This is a genomic window from Nocardia transvalensis, from assembly GCF_015477765.1.
GTDB classification, from domain to species: Bacteria; Actinomycetota; Actinomycetes; order Mycobacteriales; family Mycobacteriaceae; genus Nocardia; species Nocardia transvalensis_A.
In genome coordinates, this window is the sequence record NZ_JADLQQ010000008.1 from 226,139 (window position 1) to 243,400 (window position 17,262).

Annotated in this window: 15 protein-coding genes; 12 read left to right on the top strand and 3 right to left on the bottom strand. The window is 69.0% G+C overall.

Annotated features, from left to right (window positions below; translation table 11 throughout):
• Positions 1-82: 82 nt before the first annotated feature.
• Positions 83-1,474, top strand: a complete 1,392-nt coding sequence (locus IU452_RS24630) for a glycine--tRNA ligase (protein ID WP_195111514.1) — start codon at positions 83-85, stop codon at positions 1,472-1,474.
• Positions 1,475-1,646: 172 nt separating this feature from the next.
• Positions 1,647-2,546: a serine hydrolase gene (locus IU452_RS24635; protein WP_195111515.1), complete on the top strand. Its 900-nt coding sequence runs from the start codon at positions 1,647-1,649 to the stop codon at positions 2,544-2,546.
• On the opposite strand, the gene IU452_RS24640 is transcribed toward IU452_RS24635, so the two are convergent.
• On the bottom strand, positions 2,501-3,451 hold the full coding sequence (locus IU452_RS24640; protein WP_195111516.1) for a LysR family transcriptional regulator: 951 nt from the start codon (positions 3,449-3,451) through the stop codon (positions 2,501-2,503). The genes IU452_RS24635 and IU452_RS24640 overlap by 46 nt on opposite strands.
• Positions 3,452-3,578: 127 nt before the next feature.
• On the opposite strand from IU452_RS24640, the gene IU452_RS24645 reads away from it, so the two are divergent.
• From IU452_RS24645 to IU452_RS24670, 5 genes are all read left to right on the top strand, one after another.
• On the top strand, positions 3,579-4,544 hold the full coding sequence (locus tag IU452_RS24645; RefSeq protein ID WP_195111517.1) for an MBL fold metallo-hydrolase: 966 nt from the start codon (positions 3,579-3,581) through the stop codon (positions 4,542-4,544).
• Positions 4,545-4,640: 96 nt separating this feature from the next.
• The gene (locus tag IU452_RS24650) at positions 4,641-5,561 is read left to right on the top strand and encodes an NADP-dependent oxidoreductase (RefSeq protein ID WP_195111518.1); all 921 of its coding nucleotides are present in this window, start codon (positions 4,641-4,643) and stop codon (positions 5,559-5,561) included.
• Between the two features lie 97 nt (positions 5,562-5,658).
• Positions 5,659-6,048 (top strand): hypothetical protein, encoded by a 390-nt coding sequence (locus IU452_RS24655; RefSeq protein ID WP_195111519.1) that lies wholly within the window; start codon positions 5,659-5,661, stop codon positions 6,046-6,048.
• Positions 6,049-6,150: 102 nt separating this feature from the next.
• Positions 6,151-6,570: a VOC family protein gene (locus IU452_RS24665; protein ID WP_195111520.1), complete on the top strand. Its 420-nt coding sequence runs from the start codon at positions 6,151-6,153 to the stop codon at positions 6,568-6,570.
• Positions 6,571-6,641: 71 nt separating this feature from the next.
• On the top strand, positions 6,642-7,835 hold the full coding sequence (locus IU452_RS24670; protein WP_195111521.1) for a zinc-dependent alcohol dehydrogenase: 1,194 nt from the start codon (positions 6,642-6,644) through the stop codon (positions 7,833-7,835).
• Positions 7,836-7,841: 6 nt separating this feature from the next.
• Here IU452_RS24670 and IU452_RS24675 read toward each other — a convergent pair whose 3' ends face one another.
• Positions 7,842-9,836 carry a TPM domain-containing protein gene (locus IU452_RS24675; RefSeq protein ID WP_195111522.1) on the bottom strand — a complete coding sequence of 665 codons (1,995 nt, stop codon included), beginning with the start codon at positions 9,834-9,836 and terminating at the stop codon, positions 7,842-7,844.
• A gap of 65 nt (positions 9,837-9,901) precedes the next feature.
• Between IU452_RS24675 and IU452_RS24680 the strand changes: the two genes are divergently transcribed.
• The 5 genes from IU452_RS24680 (at position 9,902) to dnaG (ending at position 16,837) form a co-directional block, all read left to right on the top strand.
• Positions 9,902-10,597, top strand: a complete 696-nt coding sequence (locus tag IU452_RS24680) for an MBL fold metallo-hydrolase (protein ID WP_195111523.1) — start codon at positions 9,902-9,904, stop codon at positions 10,595-10,597.
• A gap of 152 nt (positions 10,598-10,749) precedes the next feature.
• Entirely contained in the window at positions 10,750-11,430 is a 681-nt protein-coding gene (locus IU452_RS24685) for a YdcF family protein (RefSeq protein WP_195111724.1), read from the top strand.
• Between the two features lie 15 nt (positions 11,431-11,445).
• The gene (locus tag IU452_RS24690) at positions 11,446-12,705 is read left to right on the top strand and encodes a deoxyguanosinetriphosphate triphosphohydrolase (RefSeq protein ID WP_195111524.1); all 1,260 of its coding nucleotides are present in this window, start codon (positions 11,446-11,448) and stop codon (positions 12,703-12,705) included.
• Positions 12,706-12,846: 141 nt separating this feature from the next.
• Positions 12,847-14,907, top strand: a complete 2,061-nt coding sequence (locus IU452_RS24695; protein ID WP_324192801.1) for a hypothetical protein — start codon at positions 12,847-12,849, stop codon at positions 14,905-14,907.
• Between the two features lie 19 nt (positions 14,908-14,926).
• Positions 14,927-16,837: a DNA primase gene (gene dnaG, locus IU452_RS24700; RefSeq protein ID WP_195111525.1), complete on the top strand. Its 1,911-nt coding sequence runs from the start codon at positions 14,927-14,929 to the stop codon at positions 16,835-16,837.
• Between the two features lie 6 nt (positions 16,838-16,843).
• Here dnaG and IU452_RS24705 read toward each other — a convergent pair whose 3' ends face one another.
• Positions 16,844-17,089: a hypothetical protein gene (locus IU452_RS24705; RefSeq protein WP_195111526.1), complete on the bottom strand. Its 246-nt coding sequence runs from the start codon at positions 17,087-17,089 to the stop codon at positions 16,844-16,846.
• Between the last annotated feature and the right edge of the window lie 173 nt (positions 17,090-17,262).

Genomic DNA, 17,262 nt, shown 5'->3' on the forward strand with positions numbered 1-17,262 from the left:
CTGCTTGGACTGCGGGCCGATGGTGCCTATACCCTGGGTCGAATCGCCGATCAACCCATCATCCAGAGGGAGAGCTTCAGCAGTGGCACCCAAGTCGAAGGTCGACACCGTCGCCAACCTCGCCAAGCGCCGGGGACTGGTGTACCCCAGTGGCGAGATCTACGGAGGCACCCGGTCGGCGTGGGACTACGGTCCGCTGGGCGTGGAGCTCAAGGAGAACATCAAGAAGCAGTGGTGGCGGGCCATGGTCACCAGCCGCGACGACGTGGTCGGCCTGGACTCCGCGATCATCCTCCCGCGGCAGGTGTGGGTCGCCTCCGGTCACGTCAGCGTGTTCAACGACCCGCTGGTCGAATGCCTGAACTGTCACAAGCGCCACCGGCAGGATCACCTGCAGGAAGCCTACGCCGACAAGCACAAGATCGACGACCCGGACACGGTCTCGATGGAGGTCATCGGCTGTCCCGACTGCGGCACGGTCGGCCAGTGGACCGAGCCGCGCGACTTCAACATGATGCTCAAGACCTACCTCGGCCCGATCGAATCCGAGGAGGGTCTGCACTATCTGCGGCCCGAGACCGCGCAGGGCATCTTCGTCAACTTCGCCAACGTGATGACCACCGCGCGCAAGAAGCCGCCGTTCGGCATCGCCCAGATCGGCAAGAGCTTCCGCAACGAGATCACCCCGGGCAACTTCATCTTCCGCACTCGTGAGTTCGAGCAGATGGAGATGGAGTTCTTCGTCAAGCCCGGCGAGGACGAGCAGTGGCATCAGTACTGGATCGACACCCGCCTGGCCTGGTACACCGACCTGGGCATCGATCCGGAGAACCTGCGGCTCTACGAGCATCCGAAGGAAAAGCTCTCGCACTACTCGACCCGCACCGTCGACATCGAGTACCGCTTCCACTTCCAGGGCAGCGAATGGGGTGAGCTGGAGGGCGTCGCCAACCGCACCGATTTCGACCTGAAGACCCACTCGGAGCATTCGGGCACCGAGCTGAGCTTCTTCGACCAGAACACCAACGAGCGTTACGTCCCGTACGTGATCGAACCCGCGGCCGGTCTGACCCGCTCGCTGATGGCGTTCCTGATCGACGCCTACACCGAGGACGAGGCGCCGAATGCCAAGGGCGTCATGGAAAAGCGCACGGTGCTGCGCCTGGACCGCCGCCTGGCGCCGGTGAAGGTGGCCGTGCTGCCGTTGTCGCGCAACGCCGATCTGTCGCCCAAGGCGAAAGACCTTGCCGCCCAACTGCGCAAGAACTGGAACGTCGATTTCGACGACGCGGGTGCCATCGGCCGCCGCTACCGCCGTCAGGACGAGATCGGCACCCCGTTCTGCGTCACCGTCGACTTCGACACCCTCGAGGACCAGGCGGTCACCGTCCGCGAGCGCGATTCCATGACGCAGGAACGCATTTCGCTGGACCAGGTGGAGGGCTACCTGGCCCAGCGACTGATCGGGGCCTGAACCTCTCCCGTCCTGCTCGTCCGTGATCCCGACATGCTCTCGGCCGGGATCCATCGGCGGGATTCCGGCCGAACACATGCCGGGATGACCGAGGTCACCCGACTCGTTGTCGAACGGCGCCCCCACATTCCCCGGCCAAGCCGGGGCGGCTGCACGACCGGGGACGATCTATATGAAAGAGATTTTCGAACAGGCGGGCGTGCAAGGCTGGCTGCACGCCCGCTGTATCGACTGTGGTGCCGAAACGGGCTGGCGCCCGGACGAACTCGTCGTCCTGTCGTCGGTGGTCAAGGTGCCGCTGGTACTCGAGCTGGCCCGGCAGATCGAAGCCGGACAGCTGGATCCCACCGACCGGGTCCGCGCGACCGCGGCCTACCGCTTGGGCGGCCCCGGCACCTCCGGCTGTCGCGACGACGTCGAATACAGCCTGCGCGATGCGGCCTACCTTGCCCTGTCGATCAGCGACAACACCGCCGCCGACCTGCTGTTCGACCGGGTCGGATTGGACAACGTGTGCTCGCTGGTCCGCGAATTGGGCCTGGCCCGCACGCGCATCATCGGTGCGCTGCGCGATCTGCTCGCGTCGATGGCAGAGGATATGGGCGTCGCCGATGCCGCGGAGTTCGCCCGTCGTTATCCGACCATGTCCGCCCCCGAGGTCTTCGCCCTGCGGATCCTGGACCCGGCCCGGACCTCCGCCAGCACCCCTCGGGAGATGACCCGGCTACTCGAACTCATCGCGCTCGATCGGGCGGGGCCGCCCGAGGCGTGCGCTTGGCTGCGGGAGCTGATGGGCTCCCAGCTCAACCAGCACCGGCTCGGCACCGCCTTCGCCTCCGACATCCTGCTGTGGGGTAAGACCGGCACGCTGCCGGGCGTGCGCAACGAAATCGGCGTGGTCGAGTACCCCGATGGGATGCGGTATGCCGTAGCCGTTTTCACCCGCGCCGACGTGCTCGACCATCGCCTGCCGCACATCGACCGGGCCATCGGCGCGGCGGCCCGCACGGCGATCGAGTCCATCGATCACCGCCGCCCGATCAGCACATTCCACGGCCGTGCCTCGTCCTGAGCCGGTGCCAGCGTCGACACCCCGTCGGCGCGCAGCACCGTCACCATCAACTCGGCGACTCGGCGCGCCGCCGGATGCGGGGCGGCGGTCGGCCACGCCAGAGACAACCGCCTGCTGAGCGGGCCGCCGCTCAGCGGCCGCCACACCACCCGCGGTTCCTTCTGCGCCACCATGCCCTGGTCGAAGGCCACCCCGTGGCCCGAAAGCACAAGCCCGAGAACGAATTCCGGATTGCGCGCATGCACGACCCGATTCGGCCGGAAACCGTGCTCCCAGCAGGTGCGCAGCGTGGCATCGTAGAGTCCGGGCGCGGCCGCGCGCGGCGGCATCACGAGCCCGTGACCGGACAGATCGCCCAGTGCCAGTTCGGATTTGGCCGCCAGCGGGGAATCTCGCTGCAGCACGACACCGAGCGGGGTGTCGATGGCGGGACCCAGTTCCAGCCCGATCACGTCCACCGGATGCTGTAGCAGCCCGGCGTCGATCTGCCGGTCGGCGAGCAGCCGCAGCTGTTCGGCGGTGGTCAGTTCCTGCAGATCCAGCCGCAGGTCCGGATGGCGGCGTTCGAAGGCGGTGAGAATGCCCGCCAGCACGCGCCCGGCCAGTTCCGGCGGCACCCCGACCCGCAGTGCGTCCATCTCGCCGCGATGCGCCTTGCCGACCAGGGTCGTGACCCGGTCCCAGCGGGCCAGCAGGTCCCGCGACTCGGCGAGCAGGATCTGCCCGGCCTCGGTGAGCGTCACGGTGCGGCCGCGGTCGAACAGCCGTGCGCCGAGGTCGGTTTCGAGTTCGCGGATGCGCTGACTGAGCGGCGGCTGGGCGATGCCGAGCCGTTCGGCGGCGCGTCCGAAATGTAATTCTTCGGCCACGGCCACGAAGTACCGCAGCTTGCGCAAGGGGTCCACGCTGCGACGATATCGGCTTCGATATGGGCTCGCCGAGCGATTGATCTTGGACAGAGGCGCGGGCGGTCTGGTGTCGTGCCGGTGTGCGTCGGGCAGGGCCCGGCGGCGGCAGTGGAAAGGACACGGCATGAGCAGATTGAGCAGGCGAGGTTTGTTGGGAGCGGGCGCTGCGGCCGCCGCGGTGCTGGCGGCCGGATGCACCGCCGAGCAGCACGGTCCGGCCCCGGCCGCCACGGCTCCAGCCGGTTCATCCGCGGTGACGGTGCGCTGGTGGGGCAACAACGGCTGGGAGATCGCCGCCGGCGGCAAGACGGTGCTGATCGACCCGTGGATCACCCGCTTCCGCACCGGCACCTACACCAAGGAGGGTGCCGATCCGCAGACCCCGATCTCGGTGGACACCAGGCTGATCGACACCTACCTCGACTCCGGCCGCCTGCGCGCCGACCACATCCTCGTCACGCACGGCCACTACGACCATCTCACCGACGTCCCATACATTGCCCAGCGCACCGGCGCCACGGTCTTCGGCACCGAAACCCATCTGAACCTGATGGCCGCACTCGGCGCTCCCGAGGAACAACTCGCCTTGGTGACCGGCGGTGAGGATCTGAGTTTCGACGGTTACGGCATTCGCGTGCTGCGGTCGCTGCACTCGGCGCTCGGCCCGCGCGCCCAGATCCCATTTCCCGGAACGCGGCCCGGCTACGGTGCGGTGAAACTGCCTCGGCCGCAGGTGATCAGCGATCTGGTGGAGGGTGGCACCCTGGCCTATCAGGTGACCCTCGGCGGCATCAGTGTGCTGAACTTGGGCGGCTCGAACTACGTGGAATCGGAACTGGCCGGGCTGCGGCCGGATGTGCTGCTGCTGCCGGTGGGCGGCGCGAAGGTCCGCGAGTACGTGCCCCGATTGCTGCGCACCCTGGGCAATCCCCGCTATGTGCTGCCCACGCATTGGGACGACTTCGATTACCCGCTGGGGGAACCGGCGCGCGACACCGGCGGGCTGGATCCCCTGCGCAAGGCGGTCGCGGCGGCGAGCCCGGACAGCCGCTTCGTCGTGCTGAACCACCTGGAGATGCTTTCCCCGTAAGAGCCCGGCAAATAAAGGGGGTCAGGGTGCCGGGGAAATAATGGTGTTGGTGTTGCTGTTCGGGTTCGAGAAAGTCCCAAACGGAAGAGGTGCACCATGGCGCAGGCTGTTCGGTTCGACCGGTACGGCGACATCGACGTGCTGAAGGTGGTCGAGGCGCCCGATCCGGTGCCCGGAAAGGACGAGGTGGTAGTGGCCGTCGTCGCCGCCGGTATCAATCCGGGAGAGACGAAGATCCGGGTGGGGATGCTGCACGAGCAGTTCCCGGCGACCTTCCCGTCCGGGCAGGGCAGCGATTTCGCGGGCCGGATCGTTGCGGTGGGGGAGGGCGTGGGCGGCGTCGAAGTGGGGGACGAGGTGCTCGGCTTCACCAACTCGCGCGGCAGCCACGCCACGCGCGTCGTGGTGCCCGCCGATCAGGTCGCGCCCAAACCCGCCGGGCTGTCCTGGGAGGTCGCGGGTGCGCTGTTCGTCTCGGGCACCACCGCCTTCGCCACCGTGCGGGCGGTCGGCGCCGAGGCCGGGGACACGGTGGCGGTGTCGGGTGCCGCCGGTGGGGTGGGTTCGATTGCCGTGCAACTACTTCGGGCCCGGGGCGCCACCGTGATCGGCATCGCGGGTCCCGGCAACCACGAATGGCTGCGGTCGAAGGGAGTGATTCCGGTGGCCTACGGGGACGGGCTCGCCGAACGCCTGCGCCGGGCCGCGCCCGGCGGCATCGACGCCTTCATCGATACCCACGGCTCCGGATACGTCGAGTTGGCCCTCGAACTCGGCGTGAAACCCGACCGCATCGACACCATCATCGACTGGGCCGCCATCGAGAAGTACGGCGTCAAGGGTGAGGGCAGTATGGCCGCCGACACCATCGACGTGGTCGCCGAGCTGGCCGACCTCGCCGCCGCGGGCACACTCGAGGTTCCCATCGCCGCGACCTACCCTCTCGCTCGGGTCCGCGACGCCTTCCGGGAGCTGGAGCGCGGACACACCCACGGCAAGATCGTTCTGCACCCCTGACCGCTGCGCTCCGCCCGCGCACGCAGTAGGGTGAGCTCGACGAAAGACGCTGCCGCACGGTCGATCCGGTAGCGGTGGGGACGGCGAGGGAGTTGCGGTGGGCTGGGCAGATTGCGCGCGGGCGGTGCGCGATCGGTTGCTCGACTTCTGGGTGGCGCTCGCGGCCCTGGCCGGATTGGTGCTGTTCGGCGCGGCCACCGTCACCGCGGTGCGCGCCGCGGACTGGCTCGCGGTAGCCCTGTTCGGCGCATTGGCCCTGCCGTGCGCGCTGATTGTGGCGCTGAACATCCTCGTCGAAGCCGCCGACCACGCCCGCATCTGGCTGCTGGCCCTCGGCGCCGTCCTGATCATGCCGCTCCTGCTGATCCCGGCAGTACGACGCCGGGCACGCCGAATCTGGTTGCGCCACCTCACCTCCCCGGAGCCCGCACCGGCGGGCTGGATGCGTAGGCAGGACGACCCCGGCACGCCGTACCGGTCGAGGTGAACACGCTCGCTCTGTCCGCCGCGATCGGCAAGACCGGTACCCGCACCCGGGGTGAGGCGATCCGCTTCGCCGAGCGGTTGGGGTGGTTGTAGGTTCGAAGGAGTGCACCTTACGCAGATTCGGTTGATCGTGTCCGACTTCGCTCGCACTCTTGCCTTCTACCGCGACGTGATCGGTTTGCGGCCGCAGGTCGAGAACCCTGGTCCGCCGTATGTGGCATTCGAGCCGGAGATGGGTAGCAGTCTGTGTCTGCACGACCGCACCGACCTGGATGCCGCTCTCGGCGGTGTGCTGCGCACCGGGCTCGGGCGCACCGATACCGCGCTGGTCTCGCTGCGGGTCGACGACCTGGACGACTATCTCGCCGCGGTGCGCGAGCGTGGCGCCGAGATCGCTTGCGGTCCGCTCGCTTTCGGCGACCGCATTCGCTGCGCCTATCTGCGCGATCCGGAGGAGAACCTGATCGAGATCCAGCAGTGGCTGGCCACCCGTTCCGGCGAACCGGTGCCGCCCGCGGGCTGATCCCACCGCGGGTTTTCCGATCACGCTCGCGGGTAGTGCGCAGGCATATCGACTCTCTCTGAGGAGCGCATATGCGGGCAGTCACATGGCAGGGCCGGCGCAAGGTCAGCGTGGACACCGTGCCGGATCCGAAGATCGAGGCACCCACCGATGCGATCGTGCGGGTCACCTCCTCGGCGATCTGCGGGTCGGATCTGCACCTGTACGAGGTGCTCGGCGCCTATATGAGCGCCGGTGACGTGCTGGGGCACGAGCCGATCGGCATCGTCGAGGAGACCGGTTCGGCGGTGACCGAGGTGGCACCGGGCGACCGGGTCGTGGTGCCGTTCAACATCAGCTGCGGCGGCTGTTATATGTGCCGCACCGGCCTGCCCAGTCAGTGTGAGACCACGCAGGTCCGCGAATACGGCAGCGGCGCAGCGCTGTTCGGCTACTCCAAACTGTACGGCCAGGTGCCCGGCGGGCAGGCGGAATATCTTCGAGTGCCGCACGCCGACTTCACCCACATCAAGGTGCCGCACGGCCCGGAGGACACCCGGTACCTGTATTTGTCGGACGTCCTGCCCACGGCGTGGCAGGCCGTGGAGTACGCCGCCGTACCCGAGGGCGGGTCGGTCACCGTTCTCGGTCTCGGCCCGATCGGTGATATGGCGTGCCGCATCGCCAAGCACCGCGGTCATCGGGTGATCGGCGTCGACCGGGTGCCCGAACGGCTTCGGCGGGTGTCGGGGCGCAATATGGAGGTCATCGACCTCGACACCATCGATCGGCCCGTCGGCGATATCGTGCGCGAGATGACCGACGGTCGCGGCACCGACGCGGTGATCGATGCGGTGGGCATGGAAGCGCATGGGTCACCGCTGGCATCCATCGCGCAGATGTCCGCGTCGTTGCTTCCGGATGCCGTGGCGCGCAAGCTGATCGACACCGCCGGTATCGACCGGCTCGCGGCGCTGCACAGCGCCATCGATATCGTGCGCCGCGGCGGGACGATCTCGCTGTCGGGCGTCTACGGCGGCATGGTCGACCCGATGCCGATGCGCATGCTGTTCGACAAGCAGATTCAGCTGAGGATGGGGCAGGCCAATGTGAAGCGCTGGGTGGACGACATCATGCCGCTACTCGGCGACGACGACCCGCTGGGTGTGGAAACCTTTGCCACCCACCGCCTTCCGCTCGAAGCCGCACCGAGGGCGTACGAGATGTTCCAGCACAAGTCCGATGGGGCGGTGAAGGTGGTGCTCGACCCCACCGTGCGGACGTGAGGCCGGTCAGAACCGCCCGCCGCGGCTGATCCGCCGCGAACTGTCGGAACCGCCGAACGAGCCCGGACCCCACCCGCCGGAGGCGCGGCGGTATTCGGCGCCGGCCCCGCGCAGCAGGCCGTCGATGAGAATGCCGCCGAGCACGGCTCCCGCTTGCGACGAGCTTGAAACCGGCTGCCGCGCCTGCCATTCCCGCACGCTCGCCTGCGCCGCGTGCAGGGCGCGGGTGGCGAGGTCGGCGGCTCGGCGGGCATGTTGGAGCGCCTGCTCCGGATCGGTGCCGGTCAGCTGCTGGGCGCGCTCGAGATGGCGCTGTGCCTCGGCGAGCCGGGTGCGCGGTGGCGCATCGACGCCGCCACGCCGGGTGGCGATGTAGTCGGCGGCCGCGTGCAGTTGGCCGGTGGCGGCGGTGAGTGCCTGCTCGAGACGCCGCCGCAGCTGGTCGGCGGCCAGCTTGCGATCGGTGGCCTCGGCGATCGCGCGATCCAGCTCGGCATCGGCGGCCACGGCCTGCTGGAAGGTGCCCAGCGGATCGGTCTCACCGGACTCCGTCGCGGCGGCCAGGGCGGTGCGGGCGGCGGCCACGGCCTGCTGCAGTGGCGCACCGCCCGGCTCGGACAGCGTTGCGGCCGTGTCCAGGTCGCGGCGCAATTCCTCGATCGCCCCGGGCAATCCGGTGCGCGCCTCGGCGATATCGGTGGCGGCGGTGTCGACGGCGTCGAGCAGGGCACGCCCGGCCGCGACCGCCGATTCGGCGGAGCGGATCGCGGCCACCGCCGAACCCTGCTGTCCCACCGGGCGTGCCACCGCCGCCCGGCCCTCGTCGATCGCGCGTTCGGCGTAGGCGATGCGCTCGCGGGCCATGGACACGTTGTCGCGCACCGGCGCGAGCACCGAGGCGGGATGATCGCGAACCAGTTGTGCCAGGGCGGCTTCCGAGGCCGGAACCCGGGCGGTGAGGTCGACCACATCGCGGGTCAGGGCGTCCAGCCGCTCGGGGGCATTGATGAGCAGATCGCGCATGGCATCGAATTCGGCGACCTTGGCGTCGAGTTCGCGATCGGCGCGTCCGCACCGCGAGATCAGCTCGACCAGCAGATCGCGTCGCTCGTCGGGGGTTTCGGGGATGTCGTCGTCGAGCCGCTGCCGGATCGAGAACGCCTGGGCGAGAGCCTGTTTCGCCGCGTCCAGGGCGGCCGTGAACGGGGCCGTGGTGGTGGCGCCGAATTCGTCGGTGGCCAGCCGCAGTTCCTCGGCGCTGGTGCGGATGGCGTCGTCGAGGTCGACGAGGATCTCCCGGGCGCGGGTATCGAGCAGATCCGGGGGCACCGCGGCCAGCGCCGCGGTATCGGTGGGATCGACGCGGCGTGCCGCACTCAGTGCCGCCCGATCGCGGGCGCGGCGGCGAAAGCGCCCGTACAGCAGGATCAGTCCCACCGCCGCCACCGCGAGTGCGGCGACGGCCAGCAGCGGCCACAGGCTCGGACCTGCCGAACCGCTCATGGCCGCCGACAGGCCCTGTGCGGCGGCGACTCCGGCGGCGGCCCACTGGGCGTCCCGCAGCCGTGGCTCGACCCGATCGCGCAGCAGCGCATCCAGTTCCGCGTCGTCGACCGACGGTGGCAATGCCCCGCTGACCGCGTACGCGCGGTCGGTCACCGCGACCGCCAGCAGCAGATCACGGTCCCCGAACCCGGACGCCGCGGCCGTGCGCTCGCCCCAGGTCTGCGGGTCGAGATCGGCGAAATCGTGGACGTACACGATCCACAGCCGCTCCCGGTGCGCGGTGTACAACTCGTTCACCGCCGCACGGACGCTGTCTCGCCGACCGCCGTCGAGCGCCTGTGCGGTATCGGTCACATAGTCGGCCAGCCGGAACGGCTCCTCGGCCGCCGCGGTGGCCGGTCGCACCAGTACCGCTCCGGCCAGCACTGTCACGAGGACGGCCAGCGCGCAAGACAGCGAGGCGATGCGACGAACCGGCGACAGCGGTGGCGGCATACCGAGAATCTATCGCCGCGGCGGCGGCCGGGCAGGACTTCGAAGCCCGGCCCGTGTCGGTGCCGATGACTACCATCGAGACCGTGATCACGATCGATCGTCCCTACACGGGTCATGTCTCGCCGGAATCGAATCCGCAGCAGCGCGACGTGCCCGGTGCACGCATCGTGAAGATGTCGGTCGGACCGATGGACAACAACACCTACCTGGTGCAGGACACCGCGACCGGGGATGCGCTGCTGATCGACGCCGCCAACGAAGCGGAGCGGATCCTGGCGCTGCTCGCCCAGGAAGCGCCCGCGCAGGTGCGGCTCATCCTCACCACCCACCAGCATTTCGACCACTGGCAGGCCCTGGAACAGGTGGTCGCCGAGACCGGCATCCCGACCGCGGCGCACACCCTCGACGCCGATCCGCTGCCGGTGCCGCCGGATCGAGTGCTGGCAGACGGCGACACGATCCGCATCGGCGACCTCGCCTTCGAGGTGATCCACCTGCGCGGCCACACGCCGGGCTCGGTGGCGCTGGCCCTCACCGACGGTGCCGGGCACACCCACCTGTTCACCGGCGATTCCTTGTTTCCCGGCGGTGTGGGACGCACCACGTCCCCGGCCGACTTCGACTCCCTCTACGGCGATGTCACAGGGAAGCTGTTCGATCGCTACGACGACCACACCGCGGTCTATCCGGGCCACGGCGACGACACCACCCTCGGCAAGGAACGCCCGCAGCTGGCGGAATGGCGGCGGCGCGGTTGGTGACTACGCGCCGAAGCCCGCGCTCCCCGCTCCGCAATCTCGGCGTGACAGAGCGCTGGCAGACTCGTGGAATGCCGTCCGCCCAGACCCATCCCCCTGGCAATCCGGCCGGACCCGCCCCGCGGCCGCGCTGGCTGTCCGCCGATACCCAGCCCATGAGGACTCCCGGTACCCGGCGGATGACGTCTTCCGGTACCCGGCGCAGCAGTGCTTTTCTGCTGCGCTGGGTTCGCCGGGTGATCGCTGGCACGCTGCTGATGGGTGTGGTGCTGGTTGTGGGGACCGCGGTGCGGGTGTGGCAGGTGGCGCGCATCAACGACTATTCGCCCGCCGACGCCATCGTGGTGCTGGGGGCGGCACAGTACGACGGCACCCCGTCATCGGTGTTCGAGGCCCGACTCGCCCAGGCTTACAAGCTGTACTCCAAAGGGGTTGCGCCGATGGTGATCACCGTCGGGGGCAAACAGGTCGGGGACAACTACACCGAGGCCGCCTCGGGCAAGAACTATTTGCAGAACCGCGGTGTCCCGGCGGATCATATCCTGGCCGTGGAAACCGGCTCGGACACCCTGCAGAGCATCGAGGCGGTGGCCACCGCCATGCGTGCCCGTGAGCTGTCCTCGGCGGTGCTGGTCAGCGATCCCTGGCATTCGCTGCGCACCCGGACCATGGCCCGCGACGAAGGGCTGCGGGCGTGGACCGCGCCGGCGCGCACCGGCCCGGCCGTCTACACGCGGGAATCACAGGCGCACGGCATCGCCCGCGAAACCGGTGCGCTGCTGTGGTATCAGCTCACCCATTTCTCTGCCGATTTCAAATACACCGCGGAGCAGTGACTTTCGAGGAGTGACATGAGCGGCGCCGGGGACGCCTACACCGACCAGGACCGGGAACGCATGGTCGCCGAGACCTCGGCGACGGCGGGCCTGAACTGGTCACCCAGTCCCGCCCGCCGCAGCGACTTCGCCCGCGACCGGGCCCGCGTGCTGCATTCGGCGGCGCTGCGACGGCTGGCCGACAAGACCCAGGTGATGGGCCCGCGCGACGGTGACACTCCGCGCACCCGGCTCACCCATTCGCTGGAGGTCGCCCAGATCGGGCGCAGCATTGCCGAGGGGCTGGGCTGCGATCCGGATCTGGTGGACCTGGCCGGGCTGGCCCACGACATCGGGCATCCGCCCTACGGTCACAACGGTGAGCGTGCCCTGGACCAATTCGCCGAAGCACACGGCGGTTTCGAGGGCAACGCGCAGAATCTGCGCATCCTGACCCGGCTCGAGCCCAAGGTTTTCGATGCCGCGGGGCAGAGCTTCGGCCTCAACCTGACTCGGGCCGCGCTGGACGCCACCGTCAAATACCCCTGGGACAGAACCGCTTCCGGCACCAAATTCGGCGCCTACGACGTGGATCTGCAGCGGCTGGAGTGGGTGCGCAAGGGCGCGCCGGAGCGGCGGCAGTGCCTGGAATCGCAGATCATGGACTGGTCCGACGATGTGGCCTATTCGGTGCACGACGTCGAGGACGGAGTGATCGCGGGGCGCATCGACCTGCGCGCGCTGGCCGATCCCAGCGAACAGGAGGCCCTGGCCAGGCTCGGGCACGCCCAGCATCCCGGGCTGACCCTCGACGACCTCGTCTCCGCGGCCGAACGACTGTCCGGTCTGCCCGTCATCGCCGCAGCCGCGGACTACGACGGCACACTGCGCGCCTCGGTCGCGTTGAAGCGGCTCACCAGCGATCTCGTCGGCCGCTTCGCCACCGCGGCGGTCGAGGCCACCCGGCAGGCGTGGGGTGGTCGTCGATTGTGCCGCTACCGCGCGGATCTCGAGGTCCCCCGCATCGTCGCCGCCGAGGTCGCGGTGTTGAAGACGGTGGCATTGCGGTGGGTGATGTCGGATCCGGAGCACCTCGAACGCCAGGCCGACCAGCGTGCCCGCATTCTGCTCGTCGCCGACCATCTGCTGGACCGCGCTCCGCACGCCCTGGATCCGGTGATGCTGCCCTGGTGGGAGGAGGCCGCCGACGACACCGCCCGGGTGCGGGTGATCGTCGATCAGATCGCCTCCTACACCGAAAGCCGCCTCGAGCGAGTCGCCGCCGCGATCGGATGAGCGGCCGCCGCCGAATCGGCCGAACATGTCGGTGCCCGGCCGTAGAGTGAACTGTGTTGCGGCGCAGGGGCGGTGTTCAGCGAGCATCTAGGCCGCGATGTGGTGTTTCCGGTTGTCGGATCACGAAAGAGGGGGCCGATCGTGCGGCGCGGGCGTTTCCTCGGTCAGAGTGTCGTGGCGCTGGTTTTTGCGCTGATGCTGGCAATCGTCTCCGGCTGCTCGCGATCGCCGGACGACCAGTCGTTCCATTATCAGGTGACCGAAGGCCCGAATCTCAATTACTTCCTGCGCGACGGTCGGAGCGCCGCACATCTGGTTCTGCGTTCGGGCACCGACCCGCGCATCCTGGTGGCATTTCCCGCCGGCAACAGCGGCACCGGGCTGTGGTTCGAGCCGCTGGCCGTCGCCGCGCAGTGGTCCCTCGACGCCGCGCCGAAGGCGAAGTCGGACAAGGATTCTCGCGGCCGGACGCTGCACGGGATCGAGTTCGAGGTGTCGACCTCCGCCGCCGCGCTGACGCCGAAGCAGACGGTGCTGTCCAACGTCCGGGTGCTGCGCACCTATGGCGAGGACGGGAAACCCGTACCGCCCGAGGTCGTGGTACAGCCCACCCTGTCGGGACAGACGGTGACCTGGGCCCGGGACCGTCTCGACGGCGCGCCCGGCTACCGACTCGGCCTCGATGTCATCGCCGGATCGGTGGGGACGGGAGGGGCGATCAACGCGGGGACCGATGGGCGAATCGCCCTCCGCGTGACGGCTCTGACCGGGGAGACTCCGCTGACGCCGCTGTCCGGCGCCGACCTGCTCAACGGCTCGGAGGAGAACAACGAGAACGCGAAGAACACCCTCACCTTCCTCAGCTACCGGGAGAAATTCCTCGCCGGTTCCTGGCGCTTCGACACCTACTTCGGCCGCGACACCCTGCTCTCGGTCATGATGCTGATGCCGGTCCTGGCGCCCGAGGCGATCGAGTCGGGGGTGCGCTCGGTGCTGTCGCGGCTGGCTCCCGACGGGACGGTCGCGCACGAGGAATCCATCTCCGAGTTCGCCATCCTCACCCACAAACAGCAGGACGGCACGCTCAGCGACGCGCCGATCTTCGACTACAACATGATCGATCAGAACTATCTGCTGGCTCCGGTCGCCGCCGCCTACCTGCTCGACGACCCCGCCGGAGCGCCCCGCGCCGCCGACTACCTGCGTGCCGACGCCGCCTCGTCGGGCGCCACCAAGGACACGGTCGGTCAGGCCCTGGTCCGCAATCTGCGCCTGGTCGCCGCCTCCGCCAAGGCGTTCGCCCAGGATTCACGCTATGAGAATCTGATCGGCCTGAAGCCTGGCCGCGACGCGGGGAATTGGCGCGACAGCAACACCGGCCTCGGCGGCGGCCGCTACCCCTACGACGTCAATGCCATCCTGGTGCCCGCCGCCCTGGAGGCGACGGCACGACTGCTCGACAGCCGCCTGATCGACCCGTACCTGAACGACGACGATCGGATGGACCTGTCCCGGGCCGCCGCCGACGCCAAGATCTGGCGTGCCGAGGCACCTCGGCTGTTCACGGTGACCGTCGACAACGCGCAGGCGCGGACGGCGATCGACACCTACTCCCAACAGGTCGGTGTTCCGGCCGCGGACGCGGTGGCGGCGCTGGGCTCGGGCCCCGTCGCGTTCCCCGCGGTCGCGCTGAGCGCCGAGGGCGGGCCCGTCCCCATCCTCCATTCCGACAACGCCTTCGACCTGCTGTTCGGCACCCCGCCGCCCGAGGTACTCGATACCGAGGTCACCACGATGATCCGCCCGTTCCCGCTCGGCCTCATGACCGGGGCGGGGCTGGTGGTCGCCACTCCGGTCTTCGCGGACCCGCAACGGCAAGCGCAGTTCACCACCCACGACTATCACGGGACCGTGGTGTGGTCCTGGATGCAGGCCGGCTTCGCCCGCGGTCTGCAGCGCCAACTCGAGCGCGCCGATCTGCCGCAACCGGTGCGCGAGCGGCTGCAGCAAGCCCAGCGCACCCTGTGGCAGGCGATCGACGCGGCGCGGTCGATGCAGAGCTCGGAACTGTGGAGCTGGCGCTTCGAGGGCGGCCGCTACCACATCGCGCCGTTCGGAGCCAGCGCCCGGGATGTGACCGAATCCAATGCGGCGCAGCTGTGGAGCAGCGTCTACCTGGCGATCCATCCGCCGACGCGGTGAGCGGTTAGACTCCATCACCGTGGCCGGACGACTCCCTGATCGCGATATCGCGGCAATTCGAGAACGCGTACGCATCGAGGACGTCGTCGGAGAATATGTCTCGCTCAAGCGCGCCGGGGCCGACTCCCTGAAGGGCCTGTGCCCGTTCCACGACGAGAAGTCGCCCTCGTTCCATGTCCGGCCCAACCACAGCCACTTCCACTGCTTCGGATGCGGTGAGAGCGGGGACGTGTTTGCGTTCCTGCAGAAGATCGAGCACGTCGGATTCGTCGAGGCGGTCGAGCAGCTCGCCGACCGCATCGGATACCGGATCAACTATGAGGGCGGCGGCACGTCGGTGCAGCGCGACCGGGGCACCCGGTCGCGCCTGGTCGCCGCCAACGCCGCCGCGCACGAGTTCTACATGGCGCAGCTGAACGAGCCGGAGGCCGAGGCGGCGCGCAAGTATCTCACCGAGCGGAACTTCGACGCGGCCGCGGCCCGGCAGTTCGGCTGCGGCTTCGCCCCCGCCGGCTGGGACACGCTCACCAAACACCTGCTGCGCAAGGGATTCGACATCAAGGAACTGGAGGCGGCGGGCCTGTCCAAGCCGGGCCGCCACGGTCCCATCGACCGGTTCCACCGGCGGCTGCTGTGGCCGATCCGCAATCTCAGCGGTGACATCATCGGCTTCGGCGCGCGGCGGCTGTTCGACGACGATCAGATGACCGCCAAATACATCAACACACCGGAAACGGTGCTGTACAAGAAGTCTCAGGTGCTGTTCGGCCTCGACTATGCCAAGCGGGAGATCGCCAAGAGCCATCAGGCCGTGGTGGTGGAGGGCTACACCGATGTGATGGCCATGCATCTGGCCGGTGTGAAGACGGCCGTGGCCTCCTGCGGCACGGCCTTCGGCGAGGAGCATCTGGCGGTGCTGCGCCGGCTGCTGATGGACGACAACTTCTGGCGCGGCGAGATCATCTACACCTTCGACGGTGACGAGGCGGGACAGGCCGCCGCGCTGAAAGCCTTTGCCGGAGACCAGAAGCTGGCCGGGCAGACCTTCATCGCCGTCGCCCCCGACGGGCAGGACCCGTGCGAACTGCGCCAGCGCAGCGGTGACGGCGCCGTCCGCGATCTGGTGGCGCGGCGGGTCCCGTTGTACGAGTTCGTCATCCGCGGCATGCTCGCCGAGCACAACCTGGACACCCCCGAGGGCCAGGTGGAGGCGCTGCGCCGGGCGGTGCCGGTGGTGGCCAAGATCAAGGACTACGCCCTGCGCAAGGCGTACGCGACGAAGCTGGCGGGCTGGGTCGGCTGGGACGATATCCAGCTGGTGGTGCGCCGGGTGGGGGAGGAGGCGCGCCGCGGCGCCCGCAAGGGCGGAGCTCCGATGCGCGAGACTGCCCCCACGGCAACGGTTTCCGAACACCCCGCCGCCCGGCCCAATCCGAACGATCCGGTGCTGCTGCCGCAGCGTCAGGTGCTGGCCGCCGCTCTGCAGTACCCCGCGATGGCCGGTCCGATGTTCGATGCGCTGGAGCCGGAGGCGTTCACCCACCCCGGCTATATCGCGGTGCGCGCCGCGATCGCCGAAGCGGGCGGCACCGCGGCCGGACTCGGCGGGTCGGAATGGGTGACGCGGGTCGCCGACCACACCGACGATCTGACGCTGCGCGCGCTGGTGTCCGAACTGGCCGCCGAACCGCTGCCGGTGAAAACCGCCGACGACATCCCGCGCTTCATCACCGGCGTGCTCGCCCGTACCCAGGAGGCGTGGGTGGGCCGGCAGATCGCGGAGTTGAAATCCAAACTGCAGCGGGTGTCCTCGACCGAACAGCCGGAGGCGTATATGGCGCTGTTCGGCGATCTGGTGGCCCTCGAGCAGTACCGCAAGAGCCTGCTCACCCAGGCGATGGGCAATTCCGACGACTTCGCCGTCGGCTAGGCCCGCTCAGCGGCGCAGCTGATCCTGCGGCACCAGGATGGTGGTGCGCTCGTCGAGCGGCTCCATCGGTTCCAGCTTCGGCTGGGTGCTCAACCTGTCCGACAGCTTCTGGCGGCCGACCAGGACGAGCTTGCGGGTGACCGGGCTGGCGGTGATGGCGCGGGTGGTCTTGCTGATCTGCTCGTAGCGGGCTCGCCCGGCCTTCGCCCCGAGCACGTAACCGGCTGCGACGCCGATGATCAACCGCAGCATATCCTTGGGCTCCTCCCAGTCACTGTCCGCGCCGTACATCCTGCCCGACGACCGAATCGGCTGTCGATCCAGGTCCCGGTGTGCGCATCGGCACCCACCATGGCAGAAGGGTCCGACAGAGTCGCCGGGCCGCCGCGCGATCGTAGCGTCCGATCTGTGCACCCTGCACGGAA